At 46.6% G+C, this 23,125-nt stretch carries 20 protein-coding genes; 15 read left to right on the top strand and 5 right to left on the bottom strand.

The genetic code is table 11. The features are described from left to right. Positions 1-2 precede the first annotated feature (2 nt). The gene (locus tag AC3ITG_RS26640) at positions 3-257 is read right to left on the bottom strand and encodes a hypothetical protein (protein ID WP_413373472.1); all 255 of its coding nucleotides are present in this window, start codon (positions 255-257) and stop codon (positions 3-5) included. A gap of 236 nt (positions 258-493) precedes the next feature. On the opposite strand from AC3ITG_RS26640, the gene AC3ITG_RS26635 reads away from it, so the two are divergent. After that, a complete protein-coding gene (locus AC3ITG_RS26635; protein ID WP_053783243.1) occupies positions 494-1,153 on the top strand; it encodes a YheC/YheD family protein in 660 nt (219 codons plus the stop codon). A 355-nt stretch (positions 1,154-1,508) separates the two neighbouring features. Then, positions 1,509-1,652: a sporulation histidine kinase inhibitor Sda gene (locus AC3ITG_RS26630; RefSeq protein WP_017692430.1), complete on the top strand. Its 144-nt coding sequence runs from the start codon at positions 1,509-1,511 to the stop codon at positions 1,650-1,652. 21 nt (positions 1,653-1,673) lie between these two features. Here AC3ITG_RS26630 and AC3ITG_RS26625 read toward each other — a convergent pair whose 3' ends face one another. Further along, positions 1,674-1,925, bottom strand: a complete 252-nt coding sequence (locus AC3ITG_RS26625) for a hypothetical protein (protein ID WP_489251850.1) — start codon at positions 1,923-1,925, stop codon at positions 1,674-1,676. Between the two features lie 85 nt (positions 1,926-2,010). Further along, positions 2,011-2,985 carry an NAD(P)/FAD-dependent oxidoreductase gene (locus tag AC3ITG_RS26620; protein WP_489254535.1) on the bottom strand — a complete coding sequence of 325 codons (975 nt, stop codon included), beginning with the start codon at positions 2,983-2,985 and terminating at the stop codon, positions 2,011-2,013. Positions 2,986-3,519: 534 nt separating this feature from the next. On the opposite strand from AC3ITG_RS26620, the gene AC3ITG_RS26615 reads away from it, so the two are divergent. Then, positions 3,520-4,713: an NAD(P)/FAD-dependent oxidoreductase gene (locus AC3ITG_RS26615; protein ID WP_489251849.1), complete on the top strand. Its 1,194-nt coding sequence runs from the start codon at positions 3,520-3,522 to the stop codon at positions 4,711-4,713. Continuing rightward, a complete protein-coding gene (locus AC3ITG_RS26610; protein ID WP_024632648.1) occupies positions 4,710-4,964 on the top strand; it encodes a hypothetical protein in 255 nt (84 codons plus the stop codon). Before AC3ITG_RS26615 ends, AC3ITG_RS26610 begins: the two co-directional genes overlap by 4 nt. 134 nt (positions 4,965-5,098) lie before the next feature. Here AC3ITG_RS26610 and hemQ read toward each other — a convergent pair whose 3' ends face one another. Continuing rightward, a complete protein-coding gene (hemQ, locus tag AC3ITG_RS26605; RefSeq protein WP_489251848.1) occupies positions 5,099-5,845 on the bottom strand; it encodes a hydrogen peroxide-dependent heme synthase in 747 nt (248 codons plus the stop codon). A gap of 230 nt (positions 5,846-6,075) precedes the next feature. Here hemQ and AC3ITG_RS26600 point away from each other — a divergent pair, with 230 nt between their 5' ends. The 5 genes from AC3ITG_RS26600 (at position 6,076) to AC3ITG_RS26580 (ending at position 10,639) form a co-directional block, all read left to right on the top strand. Beyond that, on the top strand, positions 6,076-6,369 hold the full coding sequence (locus AC3ITG_RS26600) for a YuiB family protein (RefSeq protein ID WP_413373467.1): 294 nt from the start codon (positions 6,076-6,078) through the stop codon (positions 6,367-6,369). A 354-nt stretch (positions 6,370-6,723) separates the two neighbouring features. Continuing rightward, positions 6,724-8,259, top strand: coding sequence for a replication initiation and membrane attachment family protein (locus tag AC3ITG_RS26595; RefSeq protein ID WP_489251847.1), 1,536 nt, complete (start codon positions 6,724-6,726; stop codon positions 8,257-8,259). Between the two features lie 137 nt (positions 8,260-8,396). Beyond that, positions 8,397-9,368, top strand: a complete 972-nt coding sequence (locus tag AC3ITG_RS26590; protein ID WP_489251846.1) for a helix-turn-helix transcriptional regulator — start codon at positions 8,397-8,399, stop codon at positions 9,366-9,368. A gap of 95 nt (positions 9,369-9,463) precedes the next feature. Next, positions 9,464-9,982, top strand: a complete 519-nt coding sequence (locus AC3ITG_RS26585; protein WP_489251845.1) for a DinB family protein — start codon at positions 9,464-9,466, stop codon at positions 9,980-9,982. After that, positions 9,983-10,639 carry a hypothetical protein gene (locus AC3ITG_RS26580; RefSeq protein WP_489251844.1) on the top strand — a complete coding sequence of 219 codons (657 nt, stop codon included), beginning with the start codon at positions 9,983-9,985 and terminating at the stop codon, positions 10,637-10,639. Between the two features lie 88 nt (positions 10,640-10,727). Here AC3ITG_RS26580 and AC3ITG_RS26575 read toward each other — a convergent pair whose 3' ends face one another. Next, positions 10,728-13,484 carry an endo-beta-N-acetylglucosaminidase gene (locus AC3ITG_RS26575; RefSeq protein WP_489251843.1) on the bottom strand — a complete coding sequence of 919 codons (2,757 nt, stop codon included), beginning with the start codon at positions 13,482-13,484 and terminating at the stop codon, positions 10,728-10,730. A 211-nt stretch (positions 13,485-13,695) separates the two neighbouring features. Between AC3ITG_RS26575 and AC3ITG_RS26570 the strand changes: the two genes are divergently transcribed. The 6 genes from AC3ITG_RS26570 (at position 13,696) to AC3ITG_RS26545 (ending at position 23,122) form a co-directional block, all read left to right on the top strand. After that, positions 13,696-15,525 carry a sensor histidine kinase gene (locus AC3ITG_RS26570; RefSeq protein WP_489251842.1) on the top strand — a complete coding sequence of 610 codons (1,830 nt, stop codon included), beginning with the start codon at positions 13,696-13,698 and terminating at the stop codon, positions 15,523-15,525. A gap of 1 nt (position 15,526) precedes the next feature. Continuing rightward, positions 15,527-17,041 (top strand): response regulator, encoded by a 1,515-nt coding sequence (locus AC3ITG_RS26565; RefSeq protein ID WP_489251841.1) that lies wholly within the window; start codon positions 15,527-15,529, stop codon positions 17,039-17,041. A gap of 282 nt (positions 17,042-17,323) precedes the next feature. After that, the gene (locus AC3ITG_RS26560; protein WP_413373453.1) at positions 17,324-18,796 is read left to right on the top strand and encodes an ABC transporter substrate-binding protein; all 1,473 of its coding nucleotides are present in this window, start codon (positions 17,324-17,326) and stop codon (positions 18,794-18,796) included. 75 nt (positions 18,797-18,871) lie between these two features. Next, entirely contained in the window at positions 18,872-19,801 is a 930-nt protein-coding gene (locus tag AC3ITG_RS26555) for an ABC transporter permease (RefSeq protein WP_489251840.1), read from the top strand. Positions 19,802-19,884: 83 nt separating this feature from the next. Continuing rightward, positions 19,885-20,739, top strand: coding sequence for a carbohydrate ABC transporter permease (locus AC3ITG_RS26550; RefSeq protein WP_413379814.1), 855 nt, complete (start codon positions 19,885-19,887; stop codon positions 20,737-20,739). Between the two features lie 34 nt (positions 20,740-20,773). After that, entirely contained in the window at positions 20,774-23,122 is a 2,349-nt protein-coding gene (locus AC3ITG_RS26545; RefSeq protein ID WP_489251839.1) for a glycoside hydrolase family 3 N-terminal domain-containing protein, read from the top strand. The last annotated feature ends 3 nt before the right edge of the window (positions 23,123-23,125 follow it).

Raw genomic sequence — 23,125 nt, 5'->3', positions numbered from 1 at the left:
ATCTACCCGATTTTCAGCAAGGCAGCCATGGCTTCCGGTGAACCCGGAGGCGTGGAGGAGAAGGGCGTGGTCAGCATGACCACAATGATGAAGACGATAAAGCAGGCAAACAGAATACAACTTATAGCAAAACCGCGATTGCTTTTCTTCATAAACAGTCGAATACCTGTAACGAATAGAAGTACCGTAATGGCTACCAGAACGATAGAAATTGCAAAATAGGCTACGCCATAAAGTGATTTAAAAAATGATTCCATGTCTTCTGAACGCTCCTTAGATCCTCATATTTAAGCCTCTCCAAACCATTCCTTAGTAGCATACGATAGATTGATGCGTTTGAAAAGCAAACCAGGCGCCTGTTCCGGCCTTGAACCAAGCTGATGGACTTTATCCACGGAAAAGGGGCTCCAGCCTTGGACAGACATCCAAGAAAGCACGGCTCCTGTTGAGTATGTATAAGGAAGGACTATTGTTCACGAAAGGAGATCAACCCATGTCGAGACAACTTGCAAGCAAATGGCTGAAGACAGCGGCGCTGTTGAAATATCCGGTAGCTGCTGTCCATATTCCACAGACGAAGGCGTTCAACTCGGGGAATCTGCTAAAGATGCTTAGTCATTATGGAATGGTGTATATCAAACCTGTTGTCGGTGGTGGAGGTTACGGTGTCATTAGAGTATCGGCAAGCGGAGGAGCCTATCGATACACTCATATGAAAATAACCCGTTCTTTTACTCATTTTAATCAGATGTACCGTTCCCTAATCCGTGTAAAAGCCAGACGGAGATACATGATCCAGCAAGGCATTCATCTGGCGACCATTCAAGGCAGACCTATCGATTACAGAGTCAAAGTCGTCAAGACGGAAAGAGGCTGGGTATTCCGTTCTATGGTGGGACGGCTCGCTCGTCCGGGACTGGTCGTGACCAATCTTAGCAAAGGAGGAACGATGCTGTCTGGTAGGAGAGCGCTCGCTCTGTCTCTACCTCATATTTCCGGAAAACATAAACGTCGAGAGATGCGTTCACTGACACTCACCTGTACACATATCATGGAAAGTCGGTTCCCAGGTGTCGGCCAGCTCGGCTTCGATTATGGACTGGATCATTCCGGCAAGATATGGATTTTGGAAGTGAACACCAGACCGCAATGAAAATGGTGAAAAAAGCTAAAAAAATCCAAAGAAAATCCGATAGTAATATAGAAAGAAACTAGATGGAGAACGTTTGAAATATAACAATAAGGGTAATTTACTCGCATCAACTCTTGAAACTATGATTTTATTCTAAAAAAAAACGCTCTGATAATCGTTCTGTTCGATAAGCTACGATCCTGTGTATAAATACTGTCCACACTATCCACGTTGATCAATCAACATTTTTACCATTTATCAACAAACTATACACAGGATTTCCACATAACGTTGTGGATAACAAGAACGCTTGTTCTCTTTATAAATCTCTGATATGATAGTTTCGAGGAAAAAAAAGGAAAGGTTGTGGCGGGAAATGGCTATGTTATCCGATGAGATGTTGTTGGATTCCTACCATAAGGCGATTGAGTTGAATCTCGAACGAGATTTCATCGCACTGCTGTTGGCAGAAATCCATAAGCGCAAACTGGGTACCGACGTATCTGCCATTCTTCACTAGAGATCCTCATTGCAGGCAATGTTACAGGTTTCCGGACATGTCCCATAGATGGACAGGCCATAGCGTGCTTGTCTGGCAGTGGTGACAGAACATCATATGATTGCAAACGTTTTCGGCTTCGTCTGCTATGTCAGAGGAAGTTTGAAATACGTAGGGGCTGTACGGTCCGGTGTAATCGTCCAATTTGCCGCATTCTGACAGTCCCTGAAGGCAGTGGGGACAAGCCTGCTCCGGTACAACCAGACCGTTACACAGCGGGCATATATAAGACAAGGGTATCCCTCCTGATGTTGGATTCATTCAGGAGTAAGATACCCTTTTTTGTGTCTTTTATGTTCTATATGATTCCATAAAGGAATTAGCGCTTCATGTTACTGCTGTGTCCCGGGGACAACTTGGCATCTGGGTCGAAGTAGACCTTAGCATTGTTGACTGCGGTTGGCGCTTCACCGAATCCAACAGCAATCAGCTTCAGCTTGCCTGGATAGGTTGTAATATCTCCGGCAGCATAGATACCCGGAATCGAAGTTTCCATGCGGGAATCAACCACGATGGAATTGCTGTCAATTTCGATGCCCCATTCTGCAATAGGTCCCAGGGAAGAGACAAATCCGAAATTGACGATTACATCATCGACTTCAATTTCCTGTGTTTCCTTGGTTTTAACATGAGCCAAAGAAACCTTGGTAATACTGTCTTCACCGTGAAGTTCCGTAATTTCGGTAGGTGTAACGATGTTAACCTTGGAATTCATCAGGTTTTCGACGCTGTGCTCATGCGCGCGGAATTTGTCGCGGCGATGGATCAGGGTTACTTGCTCAGCGATCGGCTCGAGCATAAGCGCCCAGTCTACAGCGGAGTCACCGCCACCGCTGATCAGTACTTTTTTCCCAGCAAAGGCGTTCAGATCACTGATGAAGTAGTGCAGATTGGTTTTTTCGAATTTGGCCGCACCCTCAAGCTCCAGACGACGGGGTTCGAATGCACCAACACCTGCAGTGATAATTACGGCTTTGGCGTGATATTCATTCACATCGGTTTTTACGACGAAGTGACGTTCTTCTAATTTCTCTACCGATACAACCTTTTCCTCCAGACGGATGTTCGGGTTAAAATGGCTCATTTGCTCCACTAGATTATTCACCAGTTCCTGAGCGGTAACTTTCGGGAACCCGGCTACATCATAGATGAATTTTTCGGGATAGAGTGCGGCAAGTTGTCCACCAAGTTGTGGCATACTTTCAACCAGAGTAACAGATGCCTGACGCATCCCTCCGTAAAACGCGGCGAACAGACCCGCAGGGCCGCCACCAATAATAAGTAAATCGGTCATGTCATGACCGGCAGTTTGTGCAGTCAAGAATCAACAACACCTTTCTTATTTTAATAGGTAGTTAACAGAAATAATGAAGCCGGGTACGTTTGGTAACCAGCGTTTGTTGCTGAACTGTCTTTTTCATTATAAACGGTGTAAACTGGGTTGCAAAGTTGGCAGTTTGATGAATCTGGGAACAATAGATGAAGATCAGGTGAGAATAGGATGAAATTGGAAATGAAAGGTTATGAAAAATAACAAAAAAAACCTTGATCTTTGCCAGAAATACAGATATCCTTGACCTGTACTATGTGTTTTTTTGTCTAATTTAGCCCCAATTTGTAATGTGAAGACAATACCCGCGTTTTGTTGAATCTTGTGTATAATTTCACAATTTTAATCGATAACTTGCATGCAAAAAGTTCAAATAAATTCGCGAAGTTAACATTTGTCGTCATAATGGATAAGACCTCATCAATATGGGTAAGTAAGAGCTTTTTTACAACAAAACAATCGAATGGCTGATGCAACGAAACCGGAAGGGGTATAGACATGAGCAGTATTCCCAAAATCGTCATCCTCGGCGCGGGCTATGGCGGGATTCTGACAGCCCAGCGGCTGCAGAAGGAATTGAACTATAACGAGGCCGATGTCACATTGGTGAACCGGCATGATTATCATTATATCACTACACATCTACATATGCCGGCAGCCGGCACAGATACCATTGAACATGCAAGGGTCCCGATTTCGAAGCTGATTGACGAGTTCAAGATTGATCTGGTCAAATCTTCGGTGAAGGAGATCCGCCTGCAGGATCGGAAGATTATTCTGGAGGATGGCACGTTATCCTATGATTATCTGATTATTGGATTGGGTGGAGAACCGGAGACCTTTGGTATTCCAGGCATGCTCGATCATGCCATGACGATACGCAGCATTAACTCGGTCAGAATGATTCGCGAGCATATCGAATATCAGTTTGCCATGTACAAAAATGATAATAAACGTAACCGCATTCGTTTTGTTGTGGGTGGGGCTGGCTTCAGTGGTGTCGAATTCGTGGCAGAACTTGCGGATCGCATTCCTCAGCTTTGCAAGGAATTCGACGTGAATCCCAAAAATGTGCACATCTATAATGTGGAAGCAGCGCCTTCAGCTCTGCCGGGCTTTGATCCGGAACTGGTTGAGCATGCAATGAACGTGTTGAAGAAAAAAGGTGTTACTTTCAAAATCGGTGTTCCGATCAAGCAATGTCTGCCAGACGGAGTCATTGTGGGTGAAGGAGAAAAACTCGATGCAGCAACGGTCGTATGGACCGGCGGTATTCGTGGGAATGCTCTGCTTGAGCAGGCAGGCCTTGAAGTGATGCGTGGACGGGTGAAGGTTGATGAATTTCTTCGTGCCCCAGGGCATGAGCACGTCTATGTCATCGGTGACAATTCACTCGTGTTCAACAACGAAGGGCGTCCATATCCACCAACAGCTCAGATCGCGATGCAGCAAGGTGTTAACTGTGCCAAAAACGTTGTCGCTGCCATCCGCAAGAAGCAGCCACAGCCTTTTGTATTTACAAGTAAAGGTACGGTTGCGTCATTGGGGAAAGGTGAAGCTATCGCCGTCGTAGGCAGTAAGAAATACAAGGGATGGAAGGCGGCTCAGCTGAAAAAGCTGGTGGATCTCCGGTACTTGTTTATCATCGGTGGCATTCCTTTGGTACTTAAGAAAGGGCGGTTTTTTGGATGAGACATTGCAGTGTTCAGGTCAGAGGACTACTCACACGCGAAGAACTGGATCGTTACAACGCCCTGATGCAGGTTGGCGGTTATCTGGAGGAACAGGATCAATACGATCTGGCTTATATCGTTCAGAAGGAAGTTGATATTCTCATTTTGCCTGCGATCGAGCGGCTTAAGGAGAAGGGACGTGACCGTGACCGGGCAACGGCTGAGTTTTTGGAATCTCTGAAAGCGGTTGATGAAGAGGATCAGGATTAAGGAATCACATTTCCAAAAGAACCTGAGTCATCCATTTATTATTGAACATTTCATATTCATTCGAAAAAAGTAAAAGCACCGCTGATCCTATCCTTAATGGATTGTATCGCGGTGCTTTTTGTGATCTATACGATTTACAGCTTAAGCATATCTTCCAATGTTCCTTCGTTCAGCAGACTTCCCACATAGAAAGAGCCGAATTCGCCAAAACGGGCACTGACTTCGTCAAAGCGCATCTCGTAAACGAGCTTCTTGAACTGAAGTGCATCATCCGCAAACAACGTAACGCCCCATTCCCAGTCGTCGAAACCAACGGAACCGGTAATGATCTGTTTCACTTTGCCCGCATAGCTACGACCAATCATGCCGTGGCTGCGCATCATCGTACGACGCTCGTCCATCGACAGCATGTACCAGTTGTCGTTCAGCTCGCGTTTTTTGTTCATCGGGTAGAAGCAGATGTATTGCCGCTGAGGCAGGACCGGTTTGAGACGGGCGATGATTTCCGGGTTCTGCATAGGGTCTTCGCCCTCTTTACCAAGATAGTTACTCAGTTCCACTACACTGACATAGGAATATGATTTGGTGGTGTACTGGGCAAACATCGTTTTGTTGAACGCGTTCTCAACGGCCTTCAGATCTTCCAGCGTTTCACGCAAGTGCATCATGACAAGGTCAGCCTTCTGTCCCACAACGGTATAAACGACAGTGCTTCCTTTGGATGAATCCTCTACAACTTTCCATTCCTTCCAGAATGCCTGAAGCTCGTCCAGTGCTACGGCGCGTTCCTCATCATCGGCTGCTTTCCAGGCGGCCCAGTTAATCGAGCGGAAGTCATGCAGGGCGTACCAGCCCTCCAGTGTTGATGCGGCTTCGTTCATTGAATTGATTCCTCCTGCAGGTTATATTTCCAAATCCCGGTAAGGGACGGTTGAGTACTTTATCGTCTTCATTGTATCCCAACAGGAAGCAGAAGGGCAAATGAAGAGAAGGTGAATATAGGGAAATTTGTCCAGAAAGTTCGTTGCTTCGCCACATTTTTTGCGGTACACTATCTACTATCCGTAGTAAGAGTAACCGAGTCAGTGAAAGAAGAGGTGAACGTCACCCGATGCAGTTTATACCTGTGCTGGTATTGATGGTGTTATTTTTCGTTATGATGTTTGGTATCGGTTTCATTCTGAATATGCTGATGAAGACAACCTGGTTTCCTTCCTATCTGTTCATTATTGTCATTCTGCCTGTTGTCGTGTATTCTTTATGGGATCATACGGCATCGTTGATGTCGCATCTGGGTTCATTCCATATTGTAGACTATATGACGGGGGTAGCTGGACTTGGTGGAGCGGTCATCAGTGGCTGGGCCATTCGCAAACTTCGTCTGGGTGGGTACAAAATGTTTTAAATGGCTAGCCAATTGGCAGCAAACGCTGGACTGCATTTTCCGTAAAGGTCTTGCCTTTGTCGTAAACGCTTACGAGTGCAAAGGGAAGGCTTTTTGGCATGCATCAAAAAAATGAGCATGATTATTCGGACATGTCTCATATATATATGGATAACATTTCTCCATATGTTCACTTGTGTTCTAAGGCTGTAGCTTTTATAGTAATCTAGCAACTCTGCGAAAACGTGAATGCTGTCGACCTAGGACGAAACGGAGCGAGAACAGGTCCGTTTTTTACCTGTTTTTGAGCATTTGAGGATCGGACATTTATGATAGAATAGATAAACATACTTTTGGGGAGAAGGAGATCAAGCTATGCGCATGAAGAATTTGCACCATTATACTGAACATCATCGCTACTGCGTATACAGGGAGTTTGGACTTAGTGCCCTGGATGACCGCATGCTCACCGGAGCGTATCAGCCAATGGTAGGTGCCTTTGCGATAGGCTTGTATCGACTGCTGTTTCAGCATCTTCCCGGTGAACAGGTCGGTTACTCGCCGCTTGAACAGCAACGGAGGCTGTTCATGACGTTGGGACTCGAGCCCAGCGAGAAAGGGCGCAAGTATTTGGTGGAGCAGGCATCCAAGCTTGAAGCCGTTGGTTTGCTTCAGACTTCACGGCTGTATATTCCGGAAAATGATGATTACATTTATGAATATGAGCTGCAACCTCCGCTTTCTCCGGCAGAATTTTTCCGTACACAGCATTTGACACTGCTGCTTCGTGACAAAATCGGCAAGTTCGCCGTACTTTCACTGCGTTCCGGTTTTTCGGCGATAGAGAGCGGTGACGCGCCTTACCCAGCAGCGAATAAAGAGAATATTTCCATTCCTTTTTACGATATATTTGAATTGAATACCCATGTCATTGATTATGAACTGGAACAAGCGTTGTCGGAAGTTTCGACTTCGGCCCAGCGCAGCGGGATAAGTGGTGCGGCCGAAGAAAACAGCCTGAATTATGCCGACATTATATTGCGTTTTCCGCGTGAGTCGGTCAATCGCCGTCATGTGGAGCAATTGCGGTTCGATCACGAACAGCTCGGCATTGTGAATTATGTGGTGAACAAGTTCAATCTCAGCGTACAGGATGTATGTCGTTTGCTGGATGAAGATGATATCTTCAACTCACAGGGGCAGCTCGTACTGGATGATCTTCAACACAAGGCAAGCCTGCAGTTCAGACAGACCAAGAAGCGACATGAGCAGCAGACGGTACAGGCAGCGAAGGTAGTTGCCCTCAGACAGCATATGGAGGAGCCTGAGCGGAAAGAGGATTCCGGTGAACCGCCTGTCGAACATGTGGTACAGATGGAATACTACGTCGAAGTGCCACCGCAATTTTCGACCAAGTGTGATATTCATCAATACAACATGATGCTGCGCAATGAGCCTTACACAAGATTGCTTCAGACGTTCTTTCCTGGTGCCGTACCGGACAACCTGGTGGACATTTTTGAGAAGATCGACCTCAGCTACAAGTTGCCTGGTGAAGTGATCAATGTGCTGATTCATTATTTGATGGCATTGCTTGTATCCGGTGGTGAGCAAAGAATTAACCGTAACTTTGTTGAGGCCATTGCCTCCAACATGCTGCTCAAGCAGGTGAATTCCTATGAGAAGGCGGTACAATATATTCGTGACCAAGCCAAGGTCAAAGGCAAACAGGCTGCTGGTGCAGCTGGAACCCGTTCCCGTACATACGGCAAAGGAACCAAAACCAAACCCGAAATTCCGATTGTACAAGACATAGGCGCCGACGGCGATGCCGTATCCGAAGAAGAATTTGAAGAGATGATGAGGTTTGCCCAGCAGATGCAGGCAAGCAAACAAAAGGGAACCTCATAACTTTCATAAAATACATCCAAAAGGCGAGTCACCTAAATTAAAGGAGACTCGTCTTTTTAGCTAGATGATTATGTTTTACATCTTTGAACAATACATAAATGACTTTTATTCTTTCAAGGAAAAGAGGAGGGCTCCCGATGGCGAAATGGGATAACATGCTGTCCATGCTTTGGATGCTGCGATCCGGAAGAAAGCTCACCGCCGCTCAGATCGCGGACAGTTTGGAGATTAGCGTCCGCACCGTGTACCGATATATCGACGCATTATGCGCCAGTGGCGTGCCAGTCGTTGCGGAATCGGGCCATGATGGCGGTATTCGTATTCTGGAAAATTTCAAGGAAACGCCATTGTTCTTCAACTCTGTAGAGTTGAAGGCACTTGTGGATGCGTTTAAATTTGCCCAAGGTGCTGGTTATCCGTATGTGCAGGAGCTGGAGTATGCGTTGAAGAAGGTGGAGAACGGACTGCACGAGGAGCAGCGCCACGATCTGTCTCGCCAGCAGAGCAACTTGGACGTCGTTTCTTCAGCGCGTGCACCTTCTGTTGTTCCGTTGTTGCGGGACTTGGAACAAGCGACGAAAGACGGGCGAACGGTCCGTATGGTCTATCGCAAAGCGAATGCGGAGCAGGCTGACGAACGTGAAGTGGATCCATATGGGCTAGCGTATGACCGAAACGAATGGTACGTTGTCGCGTTCTGCCATCGGTCGCAGGCGATGCGGACGTTTCGCGTCGAACGAATCGAACGGCTGGAGTCAACCGAAGCGAGGTTTGACAAGCCGGAGTCTTTCTCTGCGTCCGCGTTTTTCTGTGAGCAGTCCAACCAGAGACGGGAGGCAGATGGGCCGTTAACGGTTATCTGTATCGAGGGACAGCCTGACACGCTTAATGCGGTTTGCAACCACTGGCATCTGCGCCACTATTTGACGGAACGAACCGATCGGGAGGCACGGTTTCTGATCGATGCTCCGACGATGAACAAATACCTACCGACATATCTCCTGACGTTCGGCACGGCCATTTGCATCCGCGAACCACTGGAGTTGAAGCGGCGGATTCAGGAAAAGGCATACGGTATCGCCAAACATTACGAAGACGATCCGGATTGAAGTTTGCTGACAACATTTGTCAGCGAACTTGTTATATGATAAAGACACAGCTGCGGCAGCCAAACCATGCGAAGAAGGGAAAGGTGAATTTATCGATGCTTCAACAACCATACCGACTGTATGACTATCATGTTTGGGCAAATGATCGATTGTTTGCACACCTGGAGCAACTCCCGAAGGAAGTATTCCATACGGAAGTGACGAGCGTGTTCCCATCCGTATCACAAACATGTGCACACATGTACTTGTTCGAACAGCTCTATATGCTCGTGCTCGCAGAAGTTCCGAACGAGGAGATTTTCCCGAAAATCTCAGGCTGGACAGAGGAAGCACAGGGCAAAACCGTGAATGAGATGAGGGAGCTGTTTAGCAGTGTTGCCGAACGTTTCCGCGATTTACTGCGGCATACGCCTGACCCGGACAAAAAAATGACAATCGAGCATCCGAAATACGGTAAAATGGAAACACATTTTTCGGACATTCTACAGCATGTTGTTAACCACGGGACGTATCACCGGGGCAATGTGACCGCGATGTTGAGACAGCAAGGTTATAGCGGTGTTCCAACCGATTATATATTTTATTTGTTGGAACAGCAGAAAGTTCAAGGGTAAATGAATAAGATTAGAGCGAAGAGCGAGTCAACCACAAAACAAAAAGTTTTATCGATAGGGTACGCCATGCTGATCGGAGTTATCATGGGGGTGGCAGCCAAACTTGTTGATGCTCCGGGAATCAACCCTATATTTGACAGTATCGGTGGACGTCTGGGTGTATGGGTATTTGTTGCAGCGCTTATATCGGTTTTTAGCTATTCTCCCCAATTGGCGGCAGTAAAAATATTCGTCTTTTTTGGGTCAATGTTGACCGTGTATTATGTTTATACCGTGTTATTTCTACATTTTTCTCCAGTGAGGGCTATGGTTTTTTGGGGGATATGCGCGGTGGTATCTCCGATCTGTGCTTATATTATGTGGTATGCACGTGGGAGTGGGCTGTTATCTAATGTTGTTGCAGCTCTCCCCGTTACATTATTACTGTCAGAAGGGTTTCAATTACGTCACGCTTACTTACCTATTCATACTCATTACTATTTAGTTCCAATCCTTATGATAATATATTTAATCATGATTATTGTGTTGTTGCTGATCATACCGATAAATAAAAAACAATTTTTACCCATTCTATCGATAGCACTTATATTGTCATTTATTATGATCTATTTTAATGTTTTAGGTCGGATATTTGGTGGGATGAACGGCGTATTGTAGGGTTTAATTAAAAGTACCGAACATGAATTAGGCCCTTCCGACTTCCTGTAGGGAAGCGAAAGGGCTAGATTGATTTCTTGTGAATCTTTTATCGTAGAATCGTCGTTGCTTTATTGCCAGCATAATCTTCGATAACGAGCTTCAGGGAGCTGGCGCTGGATGCAGGCGTGAATGTCAGTTCGCTCAGCTTCGTTCTACCCCGAATGATATAAGGGAATTTTTGCGAAACGTAAGTTACTCCGAATTCGCGTGCTACCTCATTTTCATAGACATAGATTTTGTACCAATCCTCCAAATCAGGCAATGCGAGGGTGTACTTTCCATCCTTTACCGTAACCTTTTCCTTGGCATATGGTGTAATCTGAGTATCTCCCAGTTGTCCGGTCGTAGTGACTGGATTCTGTTTGCCAATGGCAATATCCAGGACGTAATGTTCACCATTGGTCGGAAGGCCTGTCAGAATGGCAGACTGTTTTCCTTTTTTGACCTGAAGTGTCTTGGTGAAAGGTTCCTTCGTGTACTCAGTTTGGAGTGTAAGCTGGATCGGATCTTTACCTAGGTTCTTCTTCGGGTTTTTCCAACTGACAATAGCATCGCCATTGTTCTTGAATTTCACATCAATGTCCTGAACAGCTGCATTCAGATCATAGGACAGGACGGTTGCTTCACTCTCGGTACCATCTGCGCCTACAGCACGAATGGACAGTTCGCCAGCGGGATGTTTGAGCGTTTTAATATAAAATGTGGAGTCATACACGCCGCCGACATAAGCGCCGTTCTCATACAGATTATATTGCTTAACCTTCGAATAGTCCTCGATATCCCATTCGACAACCAACTCATCGGTGTTGGTCAGTGCTTTGGCAATATGGAATCCGGTTGGAGCATTCGGTTTGGCGGCAGAACCGTCGGATATACGAATCTCACCAATGTTCATCTGATATTTTTCAATCGTAGTGCCGTTAGGATTGAAGGATAGACCAAAAGCTGCAACGGTCTTCCCTTGGTATGCACTCAGATCCAGTGAAGCGATCTTCCAGCCTGACGTGTGCTGACCTGAATTTGGCACTTTGACTTTGACCACTTTGGTTGGTTCATCCTCAAATATCAGTCCGACATACATGGAGGAAGCGTCGTTGACAGACGGTTTGTTATAGGTGAGTTCCAGTTTGGATTGGGCGTTGATCGACAGATCCGTCTTGTACAGACGCAGGAAATTGTCCGTATTCAGACTTCCATTTACGACAAGAGAACTGCCGCCAGTGAACGCACCAACGGAATCATAAGTATAACGAGCACCTTTTTCATAGGTTGGACCATAGTCAAAATCAACAGTGAGTTTGTCACCTTGACTATCCATCCACCACTGCCAGGTGACTGGGATATCCTGAATATTAATATTGGACCATTCGGCTTCATTGGAGACGGTCCCGCCCTCATAATATTTCAGACCGTGGCCTGTATTGAAGTTGGTCACAAAATTGGAGCCGTGAATAACGGAGCGTTCGGTGAGATAAGCGGCTATGCCGTCCCACTTTGCACCGGATGCATACACGTCGGATAGATCAACGGATGCTGTACGGAGTGCATTGGTTGGGTCCTGATTTGGACCTGACCACCAGGCGCGGTCACGCACAAAGGTCATCCATTGGTACTCATCTTCGGCTCTATGATTCGTGCTGCCATCGCCCATCTCTTCATCCAGGGCATTATGGGTAAAGTCGGCACCGAGTGTTGCAATACTGTTCATCGGCTGACCGTTCTCGTCCAGATTGTTACGCAGATCGTAGAGCTGCTTCCAGCGGCCAAACTGGTCATTCCCACCTTCGACACCGGCAAATACCGTTTCCAGTGGATCAAGTCCCAAATCTAGGGCATGATCGCGCGAATCACGCAGCATGTCATGGTTCCACACGTAATTCAGGAAGATCGAATCCGAGACTCTGCCTAATGCAGAATCTTGCACAAATGGACTGTTGAGTCCGTTAAACTGATTCTGGTATTGAATCTTGCCCGTTGTATTGATAGTGGAGTCATACCACTGAACATATAGTCCTTCGTCTCTTAAATACTTCATGAATTTCTTGTAGGAAGCGATGTCTTCAGGCGCAACGCCTTTAGCAACCTCTTCCTGATTGAAGAAGTATCCGTCGTAATTATAATACTTTGCCATCTCGACCAGCTTTGCAGCGACAGGGAAATTCCCTTTTTCATCCTGCACAAGCATCTGCTTGTAGGTTTGTGGTCCGCGATCGTTGTCGGAGAAGAAGATGTTGGCGATGGACCGGACACCATTTTTGTGTGCTGCATTGGTGTAGGCCGGATTTGGAATGTTCAAAATGCCAAACTCAAAGTACTTTTCCGTCCATTCCTTATTGGGGTCATACAATTCCTCAGGCACGCCAGCAGAAGCCATACCATGCCAATAGCTGTAATAGTCTGTGTACTGCCAATAATTAAAGAGGTACTCGCTGAATTCATTCGTGTAAGGAGTGCTGTCAAAGAACGCGTTGCCATAATCGCCACTCATCGTAAACAACTGGGTGTCTGGGCTGAGTTCGGGGTAAGCTTGCGTGGCCGCAAAGGCATCATTACGTGGCTGCAAAGGTACATGAGCACGAAGCAGATCACCATGGATATCACTTTCGGGTGTCCAATTCAGAATCTGGGCAGCGGTGTAGCCATGCTGATAAGGCTGATTTACTCCCTTGGCGCTGTCACCTGTGTAAGGAAGCGTGTCTCCGGCATAAACGGATGAGGCAATGACTTGTCCAAGCAGAGCCGAAGTGAGAACCATTACGGTTACTTTGGGGATAAGGCCTTTGGGTTTGTGTTTGCGTGTCATGCTGTTCCTCCTTCAAGTCGAATGAATGTAAGGTATTCTTTTACACAAAAATAAACTTATGGTTAACGATAGGGTATGAAAGCATTTTCAAATAGGGTTAAATTAAAGAAACTCAGGTATAAACTAAAGAAAAGTTCAAGGTGACAAGTTAATGTCAGAAGGCAAATGATATACTTTAGACAGGAAAACAGCATCGGGGGGAACATGCGACTTGAAAATTGTTAGCGTTTACAAAAATTTCTTTAAAAATAATATGTTTATGAAGATGCTGTTCATCTTCTCCATGATTTCGATTGTAACGATTATTACCTTGTCTTATATCATTTTCCTGTCAGTGTCCGATGCCACGATTCGCCGAGAACTGGCGATTCAGAAAGCGGCCATGGAGAGCGTCGACCGATATATTCATCAGCAGTATGAATCAGTGCAAAATATGGTGAGAGATATGCATCAGAATGAGGCGTTATCGTCCAATATCACCTATCTGATGAAGCACACGTACGCCGAGTATGTACAGCATCTGACGAATGGCTATTATGCGAATCAGGATGATTACTCAGCTGATGTACTGAAACATTTTCAAAATATCATGGATCGCAATTCGGATATCAATCAAGTGATGTTATATAGTGCAGAGCGGCAGGATCTGTCCGCCTTCAATCAACATAAGCAGTTCAGAAAGTTGAACACCAATGTGGCTCATTCCTATATTCCTGACGTGATGGCGATGGAGACACCCAATATCAGCTCACCAAACTATTGGATTCGTAAAGAAATTGATCAATGGGACCCGGCGCTGTATGCGATTCGTGTGCCTATCAACGATACACAGACCCTTCGAAATTTGGGTCAGTTCCTTGTTTTCTTTGACTCAGCAGGTATTGGCAACGCTTTGGACAGTTATGAAAGTAATCTCAAGGGAGAAATTGTGGTGCTGTCAGCCAAAGGTACAGTATTGTTCGATTCCAACAGTAACTATTACGGCAAAAAGTATCCGTATATAAATGTGGCCGATTCCCTGTTTGATCAGACGGATATGGATTCGATGAAAAAGGAGCGAAATATGTATGTGAACAAGTTTGTCTCGGCGGATCAGGGATATGTGGTCGTTGGCACGGTTCCTGTGGATGAGATGGCTGAGGCCTATGCGGGTACACGCAATACAATCGTTTCGATTAGCATCATATGTATCCTGTTTGCAGTGCTGGTTCCGGCGTTTTTCATTATTAATTTTGCCAAACGCACCCGCAGAATCATTCGTTTCACCCAAAGGGTGAAATACGGCAATCTGACAGCACGCATCGATGATGCCCGTGATGATGAGCTTGGACAGATCTCGCACAGTTTCAACGATATGCTGGATGAACTTAATCAATATATCGAACGCGTCTACAAAGCCGAGATCAAACAAAAGGAGACAGAACTGGTCGCTCTCCAGGCACGGATTAATCCTCATTTTCTCTATAACACGCTGGAGGTCATCCGTATGAGGGCAATTTCGCAAGGGGCGAAGGATGTCGGCGAGATGATCTACAGTTTATCCGTGTTATTCAAGAGCCTTGTTCAACAGAAGAAAAATTATACGCTGAAGGATGAGATGGAAGCTTGCCGCTTATATCTGGAATTGTTCCGGATCCGGTATAAGGACATTTTCATGTATAAGATTCAGTTGGACCCCGTGCATAACCAGCATCCGGTGGTCAAGCTATCCCTGCAGCCGATTATTGAGAACTATGTGGTGCACGGCATTCAGACAGAACGTTCGGATAATCAATTAACAATCGTTGTTGAAGAATTGGGCGACGCTTTGCAGGTAGAGGTCAGAGATAATGGTAAAGGCATTGAGCCTGCCCGCCTGACTGAAATTTTAGAAGAACTGGAACGTCCGGAAGAGTCGGGTAAAATGTTTGGACTGCGCAGCGTTCACACCCGTTTGCGTTTCCTGTATGGACCGGAATTCGGCATCACGATAGAGAGTACACTCGGAGAAGGAACCCTGATCAGGGTACGTTATCCTCATACAGAAGGGACAGGTATTTAAAATGTACAAGGTATTTATTGTGGATGATGAACCGTTCATCATTGAAGGATTGTACGATATTTTGGATTGGTCGTCGTTTGATATGGAAATTGTAAGCCATGCCGGCAATGGACAGGCCGCATTAAACGCCTTGTCTGCGCAGCCCGTGGACATTCTGATCACGGATATATCCATGCCATTCATGAATGGTCTGGATCTGATTCGGGAAGCAAGGCAAGTGCAGCCTGACATCAAGGTAATTATTCTAAGTGGTTTTAATGAGTTTGAATATTTGAAAGAGGGCATGCAACTGGGCATCGAAAATTACCTGCTCAAACCGATCAATGTCGAAGAGCTGGAATCGACGCTTCGTAATACGGCTTCCAAGCTGGACCATGCGTTGTCACCTCAAACGGATGATGCTTATGGTGTTCAGATTCTGAAAGACAACATCCTCCATCGATGGCTGACGGGACAGATTGCGGCCACGGAATTCGAGGAACGGGCACAGTTCTTGAATCTTTCGCTGGATGCACCTGATGTTGCAGTAGCTATACTGCGAACTAAAGGGGAAGTATCCGGCATGTTCGAGCGAGTGGAGGGTATGCTGAAGGGAAAGTCCTATGTGAATATATTTCATGACATCGATGGAGACATCGTCATAGTTGCCAATGTGCATGCAGGTGAGGACGAGAAAAAGAGGTTTATGGAGTGCCTTCAGGCATTATCCGCCGCGCTATCTGAGACACATCCTGCTGTTCTGATTGGGGCAGGAAGTCTGATGCGTGGGCTTCACCATGCGCCTGCAAGCTATCAGGAGGCGAAAAAGGCGCTCCAGTATGTGATGATCTATCCCGACCTCAAAGTAATCGATCATGCCATATTGGAGAAGGGTGGGAGCTCTGCTTCTTCCTTCTCGATCGATTGGAAGGAGTATGCGAAGCTCATTCTATCCCGTAATGCAGAGCTGCTTGCGGAGCGAATTCGGGTCGATTTTGAACAGCACCGCGACGGGGTTACTCCGGCTGAGTTGCAGAACATCGCACTGGAAGTGGTCATTCGTTTCAAGATGGAATTAGAGGGCATCAAACATTCGGATGAATCGGCCATTTACCAACGTGGACTTCGCCTTGTACTGGACAGCGGAACCTTTGATGAACTCGTGCAGGCGTTGCAGCAGGTCGGTACGGAGACGATTCAGTCCCTGCTTCAGGATTTAAAGAATCCGATTGTCAACCAGGTGCTTCAACATATTGACAAACATTATGCAGAAGAGCTCTCCCTGAAGCTGCTGGGTGCTCTCTATCATCTTCATCCGGTATATTTGGGACAACTGTTCCACAAGGAGACGGGGGAGACTTTTGCCGAATATATCAATAAATACCGGATTGAACGTGCCAAGGAACAGCTGCGCAATTCGAATCTGAAGGTACATGAGATCGCAAGGAATGTTGGGTACTGGGAGACAGGATATTTCTATAAACAATTCCGCAAGTATGTGGGAATATCACCTACCGATTATAAGGTTTTTGGATGATTTCCAGTGGATCATAGATTGGACCAGTGGACTGAAATGGATGAGACATTCTGGGGACAGTAGGGCATGCAACTAAGCTGGTGCCAAATGTTACTCAGCATGTCTTTTTTATGTAAGCGATTTATTCAAAAAGGTACAAATTAAGGAATCGGTACTGATTTCTCTTTAATTTGTACCTCGAAATATTAAGTTTATCTTCTTTTTGAAAATGCTTTCATTCGATAAGGTTAAAGCAGTTAGTTTGTAGAGCTAAAGGGAACACGAAAAGGGAGGATCAAGGAAATGAGTAAACAAAGAAAAAGTTTTTCTCTCGTTCTTGCATTGTTGATGGCGGTTACAGTTGTTCTTAGCGCCTGTGGAGGAAGCAAGGATGCTTCAGAATCAGGGGAAGCAGGAGATGATGCTGTCGAGCTGATCTGGTACACCATCGGTACCCCTCAGAAAGATGTTAATAAAGTGATGGAAGAAGTCAGCAAGTACACCAAAGAAAAAATCAATGCCACAGTAACGATGAAGATGGTTGACTGGGGTGACTATCCGCAAAAGATGCAAGTTAACGTGGCATCCGGCGAGCCAATGGACATCCTGTTCACTTCTTCCGGCGGATTCGATTATGTTCAAAATGCCAGAAAGGGCGCATTCATGGAGCTGGATGACTTGCTACCTAAATACGGTCAGGATCTCATTAAAACCATCGATCCTGCATTCCTGAGCGGTTCGAAAGTAGACGGACACAATTACGGAATTCCGGCTAACAAGGAGTTGCCTCAACAAGAGGTATGGCGTTTCAACAAAACGCTGCTTGATAAATACAAAATGGACATCTCCAATATTCGTACGTTAGACAGTCTGGAGCCTTTGCTCAAAACAATCAAGGAAAATGAGCCAAGTGTGACTCCATTTGGAATGGATAAAAACTTCGTTCCTTATGTTCCTTATGACTATGTCATTCAGAATTTGCCAATGGCAATCAAACTGGATACAACGGATTACAAGATTGTGAACATTCTGGATACGCCAGAAATGAAAGCAGCACTCAAAACGATGAGCAAATACTACAAAGCTGGTTATGTATCTGCAGAGGCAGCAACAACAGGCTCCACCAATGACCTGACTACATCAGGCAACTGGTTCCTGGATCGTGCACAAACTCAACCGCTTGCAGACAACCAATGGTCGGCAAGTTACGGATATCCGGTAGTTTCCACACCAGCTAGTGACGCGATCATCACCAACACGTCTGTACAAGGTTCAATCATGGCCATCTCGTCCAACTCCGAATATCCGGAGAAAGCAATGGAGTTCCTGAACCTGTTGAATACAGATCCAGTGCTGCGCAATATGGTCGATTCCGGTATTGAGGGCGTTCACTACAAAAAAGTGGATGATACGCACATGGAAAATCTGGCTGAATCCAAGAACTACGATATGCCTTCTTACTCCCTCGGTAACAACATGTTGTTGTATCTGAACAACAATGACCCGGATAACAAATGGGATGAGTTCAAGAAGTTTAATGCAGAGGGTGTAAATTCCCCAATTCTGAGCTTTAACTTTGACTCAAGTAAGGTGTCGTCGGAACTGACAGCAGTGCAGAATGTCAAAGAGCAATACTGGGCCGCATTGATGACAGGTACGCTGGACCCAGAGAACAATTTGGAGCAAGTGATTGAGAAGTTCAATCAAGCCGGACTTGAAAAAGTGATGGCTGAAGCCCAAACCCAGCTTGATGCCTGGAGAGCGGCAAATAAGTAAGGGTAATTTCAGGGATCGGGCCGCTGCTTGTTGCGCCCGATCCTTTTTCATTCAAGCCTGAAGGAGGATCTCCATATGACCGCATTTTTGAAAAATTTGATTAGAAACCGAGTCATGCTGTTCATGGTGCTGCCAGGCGCCATCTGGTTCTTCTTCTTTTCCTACTTACCATTGGTTGGTACAGTAGCAGCGTTCAAACAATATCGCTTCAGCCGCGAAGGTTTCTGGGCAAGTCTTGTGAAGAGCGAATGGGTGGGCTGGGACAACTTTAAGTTCCTATTCAGCACCAACGACGCGTGGCTCATTACTCGAAACACGCTTTTGTATAACATCACGATTATTGTGTTAGGGCTGGTATTCGCTGTAGGTTTGGCGATTCTGCTCTCAGAGTTGGTCAATAAAAGATTGGCCAAATTGTATCAGACAGGTATGTTCCTGCCGTATTTCTTATCTTGGGTTATTGTCGGTTACTTCGCGTTCAGCTTCCTGAGCATGGATCGGGGGATGTTGAACCAGATTATTGGGTGGTTCGGTGTGGAACCGATTCAGTGGTATTCGGAGGCGAAGTATTGGCCGTATATCCTGATTTTTGTAGCGCTATGGAAAACGATTGGATACAACAGTATTGTTTATCTGGCTTCCATTCTGGGCATTGACCGGTCGCTGTATGAGGCGGCGATGATTGATGGGGCGAGCAAATGGCAGCAGATTCGTAACATTACGATTCCATTGCTTTCACCTATCATTACGATTATGACCTTGTTGGCCGTAGGCCGCATTTTCTATGCCGACTTTGGACTGTTCTATCAAGTTCCTAGGGATTCGGGTACGCTGTATTCCGTTACAAACGTTATTGATACGTATGTGTATCGTGGCTTGAAAACAAGTGGAGAGATTGGCATGAGTACGGCTGCCGGATTGTATCAATCCGTTGTAGGCTTTGTGCTCGTTATCATTTCCAACTACGTAGTACGCAAAATCGATAAAGATAGCAGCCTATTCTAGGACAAGGGAAGGAGTGAACCACTGTGGCTCAAATCGTAAAAAAACGCGACTTCCATCATGTATCTAATGCCTGGAACGTCGTTATGAATATTTTGGCCGGACTATTCGCTTTAATCTGTGTATTTCCATTCGTGTTTGTAGTGATCATCTCGTTTACGGACGAGAAGGCACTAGCCCGTGACGGGTATCGACTGATTCCGAAGGAATGGAGTCTCGCAGCCTATCAGTTTGTTTGGCAGAGTGGTGACACGCTGCTGCGTGCTTATGGGGTAACCATTTTGGTGACGGTACTGGGTACCATCATCAGTCTGATTCTAATGTCGCTGTATGCTTATGCGATATCCCGCAAGAGCTTCCGTTATCGGAGATTTTTCTCCATATTTGCCATTCTGACCATGTTGTTTAACGGCGGGATGATTCCGACCTATATGGTCGTGTCCCAACTTCTTCATTTGAAAGATACCGTGTGGGCACTGATTCTGCCACTTGCAATGAATGCCTTCTATATCATGATCCTGCGTACATTCTATTCAACCAGTGTACCGGATGCGGTCATTGAATCCGCGAAAATTGATGGAGCCGGAGAATTTTATACGTTTATGAAGATTGTCATTCCATTATCTCTGCCAGGGCTGGCGACAATCGGATTGTTCAGTACGCTCGGTTACTGGAACGATTGGTTCAATGCGCTGTTATATATCGATAATCCCAACCTCGTACCGCTGCAATCGATGCTGATGCGGATCGAGTCCAGCATCCAGTTCATCCAGCAGAACTCGGCGAACAGCTCGATGAGTCTGGCGGCGATGCAATCCATCCCGCAGGATACTTCACGGATGGCTATGGTGGTTCTCGCCACGTTGCCGATTATTTTCGCTTATCCGTTCTTCCAGCGTTACTTTGTACAGGGTCTGACGGTCGGAGCTGTCAAAGAGTAACCGAATCACTTCTATAGGGTGGAGGCATCGAAGGATGATGATATATAAGGACAAAAGCAAATCCGTGGAAGAGCGAGTAGAACATCTGCTGGGCTTAATGACGACGGAGGAAAAGGCGGGTCAACTCATCCAGCCTTTTGGTTGGCAGACATATACCAATGATCAAGGGAACATCACGCTGAATGAATCCTTTAAGCAGCAGGTGGAAAACGGGGGCGTAGGCTCCCTGTACGGTGTACTTCGTGCAGATCCATGGACGGGTGTTACGCTTGAAAATGGACTGTCTGCCAGAGAAGGGACAGAAGCAGTAAACCTCCTTCAGCGCCATGCTGTAGAGCATTCCAGACTGGGGATTCCCATTCTGATCGGAGAGGAATGCTCTCACGGACATATGGCGATTGACGGTACGGTCTATCCGGTTCCCCTGCTCTTAGGAAGTACTTGGAACGTGGATCTGTACCGTGATATGTGTCGGGCGGTCGCTCGCGAGACGCGTGCTCAAGGCGGTGCGGTAACGTATTCTCCGGTGCTGGATGTTGTACGTGATCCACGCTGGGGGCGTACTGAGGAATGCTTTGGGGAAGACCCGTATCTCATTGGCGAACTGGCTGTTGCTTCCGTGCAAGGACTTCAGGGCGAACGTTTGGACCAAGAGGATGCGGTAGCGGCTACACTGAAACACTTTGTCGGTTATGGAAGCTCGGAAGGTGGACGCAATGCGGGACCGGTGCACATGGGGTGGCGTGAGCTGCTGGAAGTTGATCTGTATCCGTTCCGCAAAGCTGTTGAAGCAGGTGCTCAATCCATTATGCCGGCTTATAACGAAATCGACGGTATCCCGTGCACGGTTAATACGGAACTGCTGGATGACGTTCTGCGAAAAGACTGGGGCTTTGACGGTCTGGTGATTACGGACTGCGGAGCCATCAACATGCTCGCAAGTGGGCATGATGTGGCGGCAGATGGATTGGAAGCATCCGTACAGGCCATTCAGGCTGGTATAGATATGGAAATGTCCGGTGAGATGTTTGGACAATATTTGGTGCAAGCGATCTCGGAAGGCAAACTTGAAATGCATGTACTGGATCAAGCTGTCCGCCGCGTGCTGGCACTGAAATTCAAGCTGGGACTATTCGAGCAGCCTTATGTGGATGCCGATCGAGCAGCAGAAGTCATTGGCAGTGAAGAGCATATTCAACTGGCACGCCAATTGGCTGCAGAAGGTGTGGTCTTGCTCAAAAATGAAGCTGCAACGTTACCTCTGTCGACGGCAACAGCGGGCCGAATTGCTGTCATTGGTCCTAATGCAGACCAAGCCTACAACCAGTTGGGCGATTATACATCCCCCCAACCGAAGTCCAAAGTGGCTACGGTGCTGGATGGCATCCGCAGTAAGCTTGCTGTAAGTGAGAGTGGGCACGCAGGGGAAGGCTCAGATGGACAATCGAATGGTGAAGATCAGATACTCTATGCACCGGGATGTCGCATCAAGGGCGATTCAAGAGAAGGGTTCGAGCATGCAATAGAAACTGCACGTCAGGCTGATACGGTCATCATGGTCGTTGGCGGCTCGAGTGCCCGTGATTTTGGTGAAGGAACGATCGATCTGAAGACAGGTGCTTCCAATGTGTCCGATAACTCATGGAATGACATGGAGTGTGGTGAAGGTATTGACCGCATGACGCTTGGGCTTGCAGGAGTCCAGCTGGAGCTGATTCAAGAGGTTCACAAGCTTGGCAAAACACTTGTCATTGTTTATATCAACGGTCGCCCGATCACCGAGCCTTGGGTGGATGAACATGCCGATGCCATTCTGGAAGCATGGTACCCAGGTCAAGAGGGTGGGCATGCCATTGCGGACATCTTGTTCGGCGAAGTGAATCCGTCCGGCAAACTGACGATATCCATACCGAAGCATGTGGGTCAATTACCGATTTACTATAATGGCAAACGTTCACGCGGCAAGCGTTATTTGGAAGAGGATCTGGAGCCTCGTTATCCATTCGGATACGGGCTTAGCTATACTACCTTTAATTACAGTGAGCCGAAGCTGAGTACAGAATCGATGACGGCCGACGAGACAGTCACCGTATCGGTGGAAGTCACCAATACGGGGTCTTGCAGAGGTGCAGAAGTCATCCAGATGTATGTATCCGACGTGGTCAGCCGAGTCGCTCGTCCAGCCAAAGAGCTGAAGGGGTTTGCAAAAGTGAATTTGGAACCTGGAGAGACGAAGACTGTAGCCTTCCATATTGGAGCAGAGCAGCTGCAATATATCGGTCGTGATCTCACGCCTGTCGTTGAACCAGGACAATTCCATATTCATATCGGGAGACATGTGAAAGATACGCAGTTCGCCGAGCTGACGGTAGAGGAGGCGTAAGGA

The organism is Paenibacillus sp. GL_099_B (assembly GCF_057835695.1).
The sequence above is the reverse complement of the archived record's forward strand: the minus strand, read 5'-3'. Positions and strand labels throughout refer to the sequence as shown.

Excerpts from the sequence above, each read along its gene's own strand:
- AC3ITG_RS26640 (WP_413373472.1), bottom strand. The coding sequence starts at position 257 with ATGGAATCATTTTTTAAATCACTTTATGGCGTAGCCTATTTTGCAATT.
- AC3ITG_RS26635 (WP_053783243.1), top strand. The coding sequence starts at position 494 with ATGTCGAGACAACTTGCAAGCAAATGGCTGAAGACAGCGGCGCTGTTG.
- AC3ITG_RS26630 (WP_017692430.1), top strand. The coding sequence starts at position 1,509 with ATGGCTATGTTATCCGATGAGATGTTGTTGGATTCCTACCATAAGGCG.
- AC3ITG_RS26620 (WP_489254535.1), bottom strand. The coding sequence starts at position 2,985 with ATGACCGATTTACTTATTATTGGTGGCGGCCCTGCGGGTCTGTTCGCC.
- AC3ITG_RS26615 (WP_489251849.1), top strand. The coding sequence starts at position 3,520 with ATGAGCAGTATTCCCAAAATCGTCATCCTCGGCGCGGGCTATGGCGGG.
- AC3ITG_RS26610 (WP_024632648.1), top strand. The coding sequence starts at position 4,710 with ATGAGACATTGCAGTGTTCAGGTCAGAGGACTACTCACACGCGAAGAA.
- hemQ (WP_489251848.1), bottom strand. The coding sequence starts at position 5,845 with ATGAACGAAGCCGCATCAACACTGGAGGGCTGGTACGCCCTGCATGAC.
- AC3ITG_RS26600 (WP_413373467.1), top strand. The coding sequence starts at position 6,076 with ATGCAGTTTATACCTGTGCTGGTATTGATGGTGTTATTTTTCGTTATG.
- AC3ITG_RS26595 (WP_489251847.1), top strand. The coding sequence starts at position 6,724 with ATGCGCATGAAGAATTTGCACCATTATACTGAACATCATCGCTACTGC.
- AC3ITG_RS26590 (WP_489251846.1), top strand. The coding sequence starts at position 8,397 with ATGGCGAAATGGGATAACATGCTGTCCATGCTTTGGATGCTGCGATCC.
- AC3ITG_RS26585 (WP_489251845.1), top strand. The coding sequence starts at position 9,464 with ATGCTTCAACAACCATACCGACTGTATGACTATCATGTTTGGGCAAAT.
- AC3ITG_RS26580 (WP_489251844.1), top strand. The coding sequence starts at position 9,983 with ATGAATAAGATTAGAGCGAAGAGCGAGTCAACCACAAAACAAAAAGTT.
- AC3ITG_RS26575 (WP_489251843.1), bottom strand. The coding sequence starts at position 13,484 with ATGACACGCAAACACAAACCCAAAGGCCTTATCCCCAAAGTAACCGTA.
- AC3ITG_RS26565 (WP_489251841.1), top strand. The coding sequence starts at position 15,527 with ATGTACAAGGTATTTATTGTGGATGATGAACCGTTCATCATTGAAGGA.
- AC3ITG_RS26560 (WP_413373453.1), top strand. The coding sequence starts at position 17,324 with ATGAGTAAACAAAGAAAAAGTTTTTCTCTCGTTCTTGCATTGTTGATG.
- AC3ITG_RS26555 (WP_489251840.1), top strand. The coding sequence starts at position 18,872 with ATGACCGCATTTTTGAAAAATTTGATTAGAAACCGAGTCATGCTGTTC.
- AC3ITG_RS26550 (WP_413379814.1), top strand. The coding sequence starts at position 19,885 with ATGAATATTTTGGCCGGACTATTCGCTTTAATCTGTGTATTTCCATTC.
- AC3ITG_RS26545 (WP_489251839.1), top strand. The coding sequence starts at position 20,774 with ATGATGATATATAAGGACAAAAGCAAATCCGTGGAAGAGCGAGTAGAA.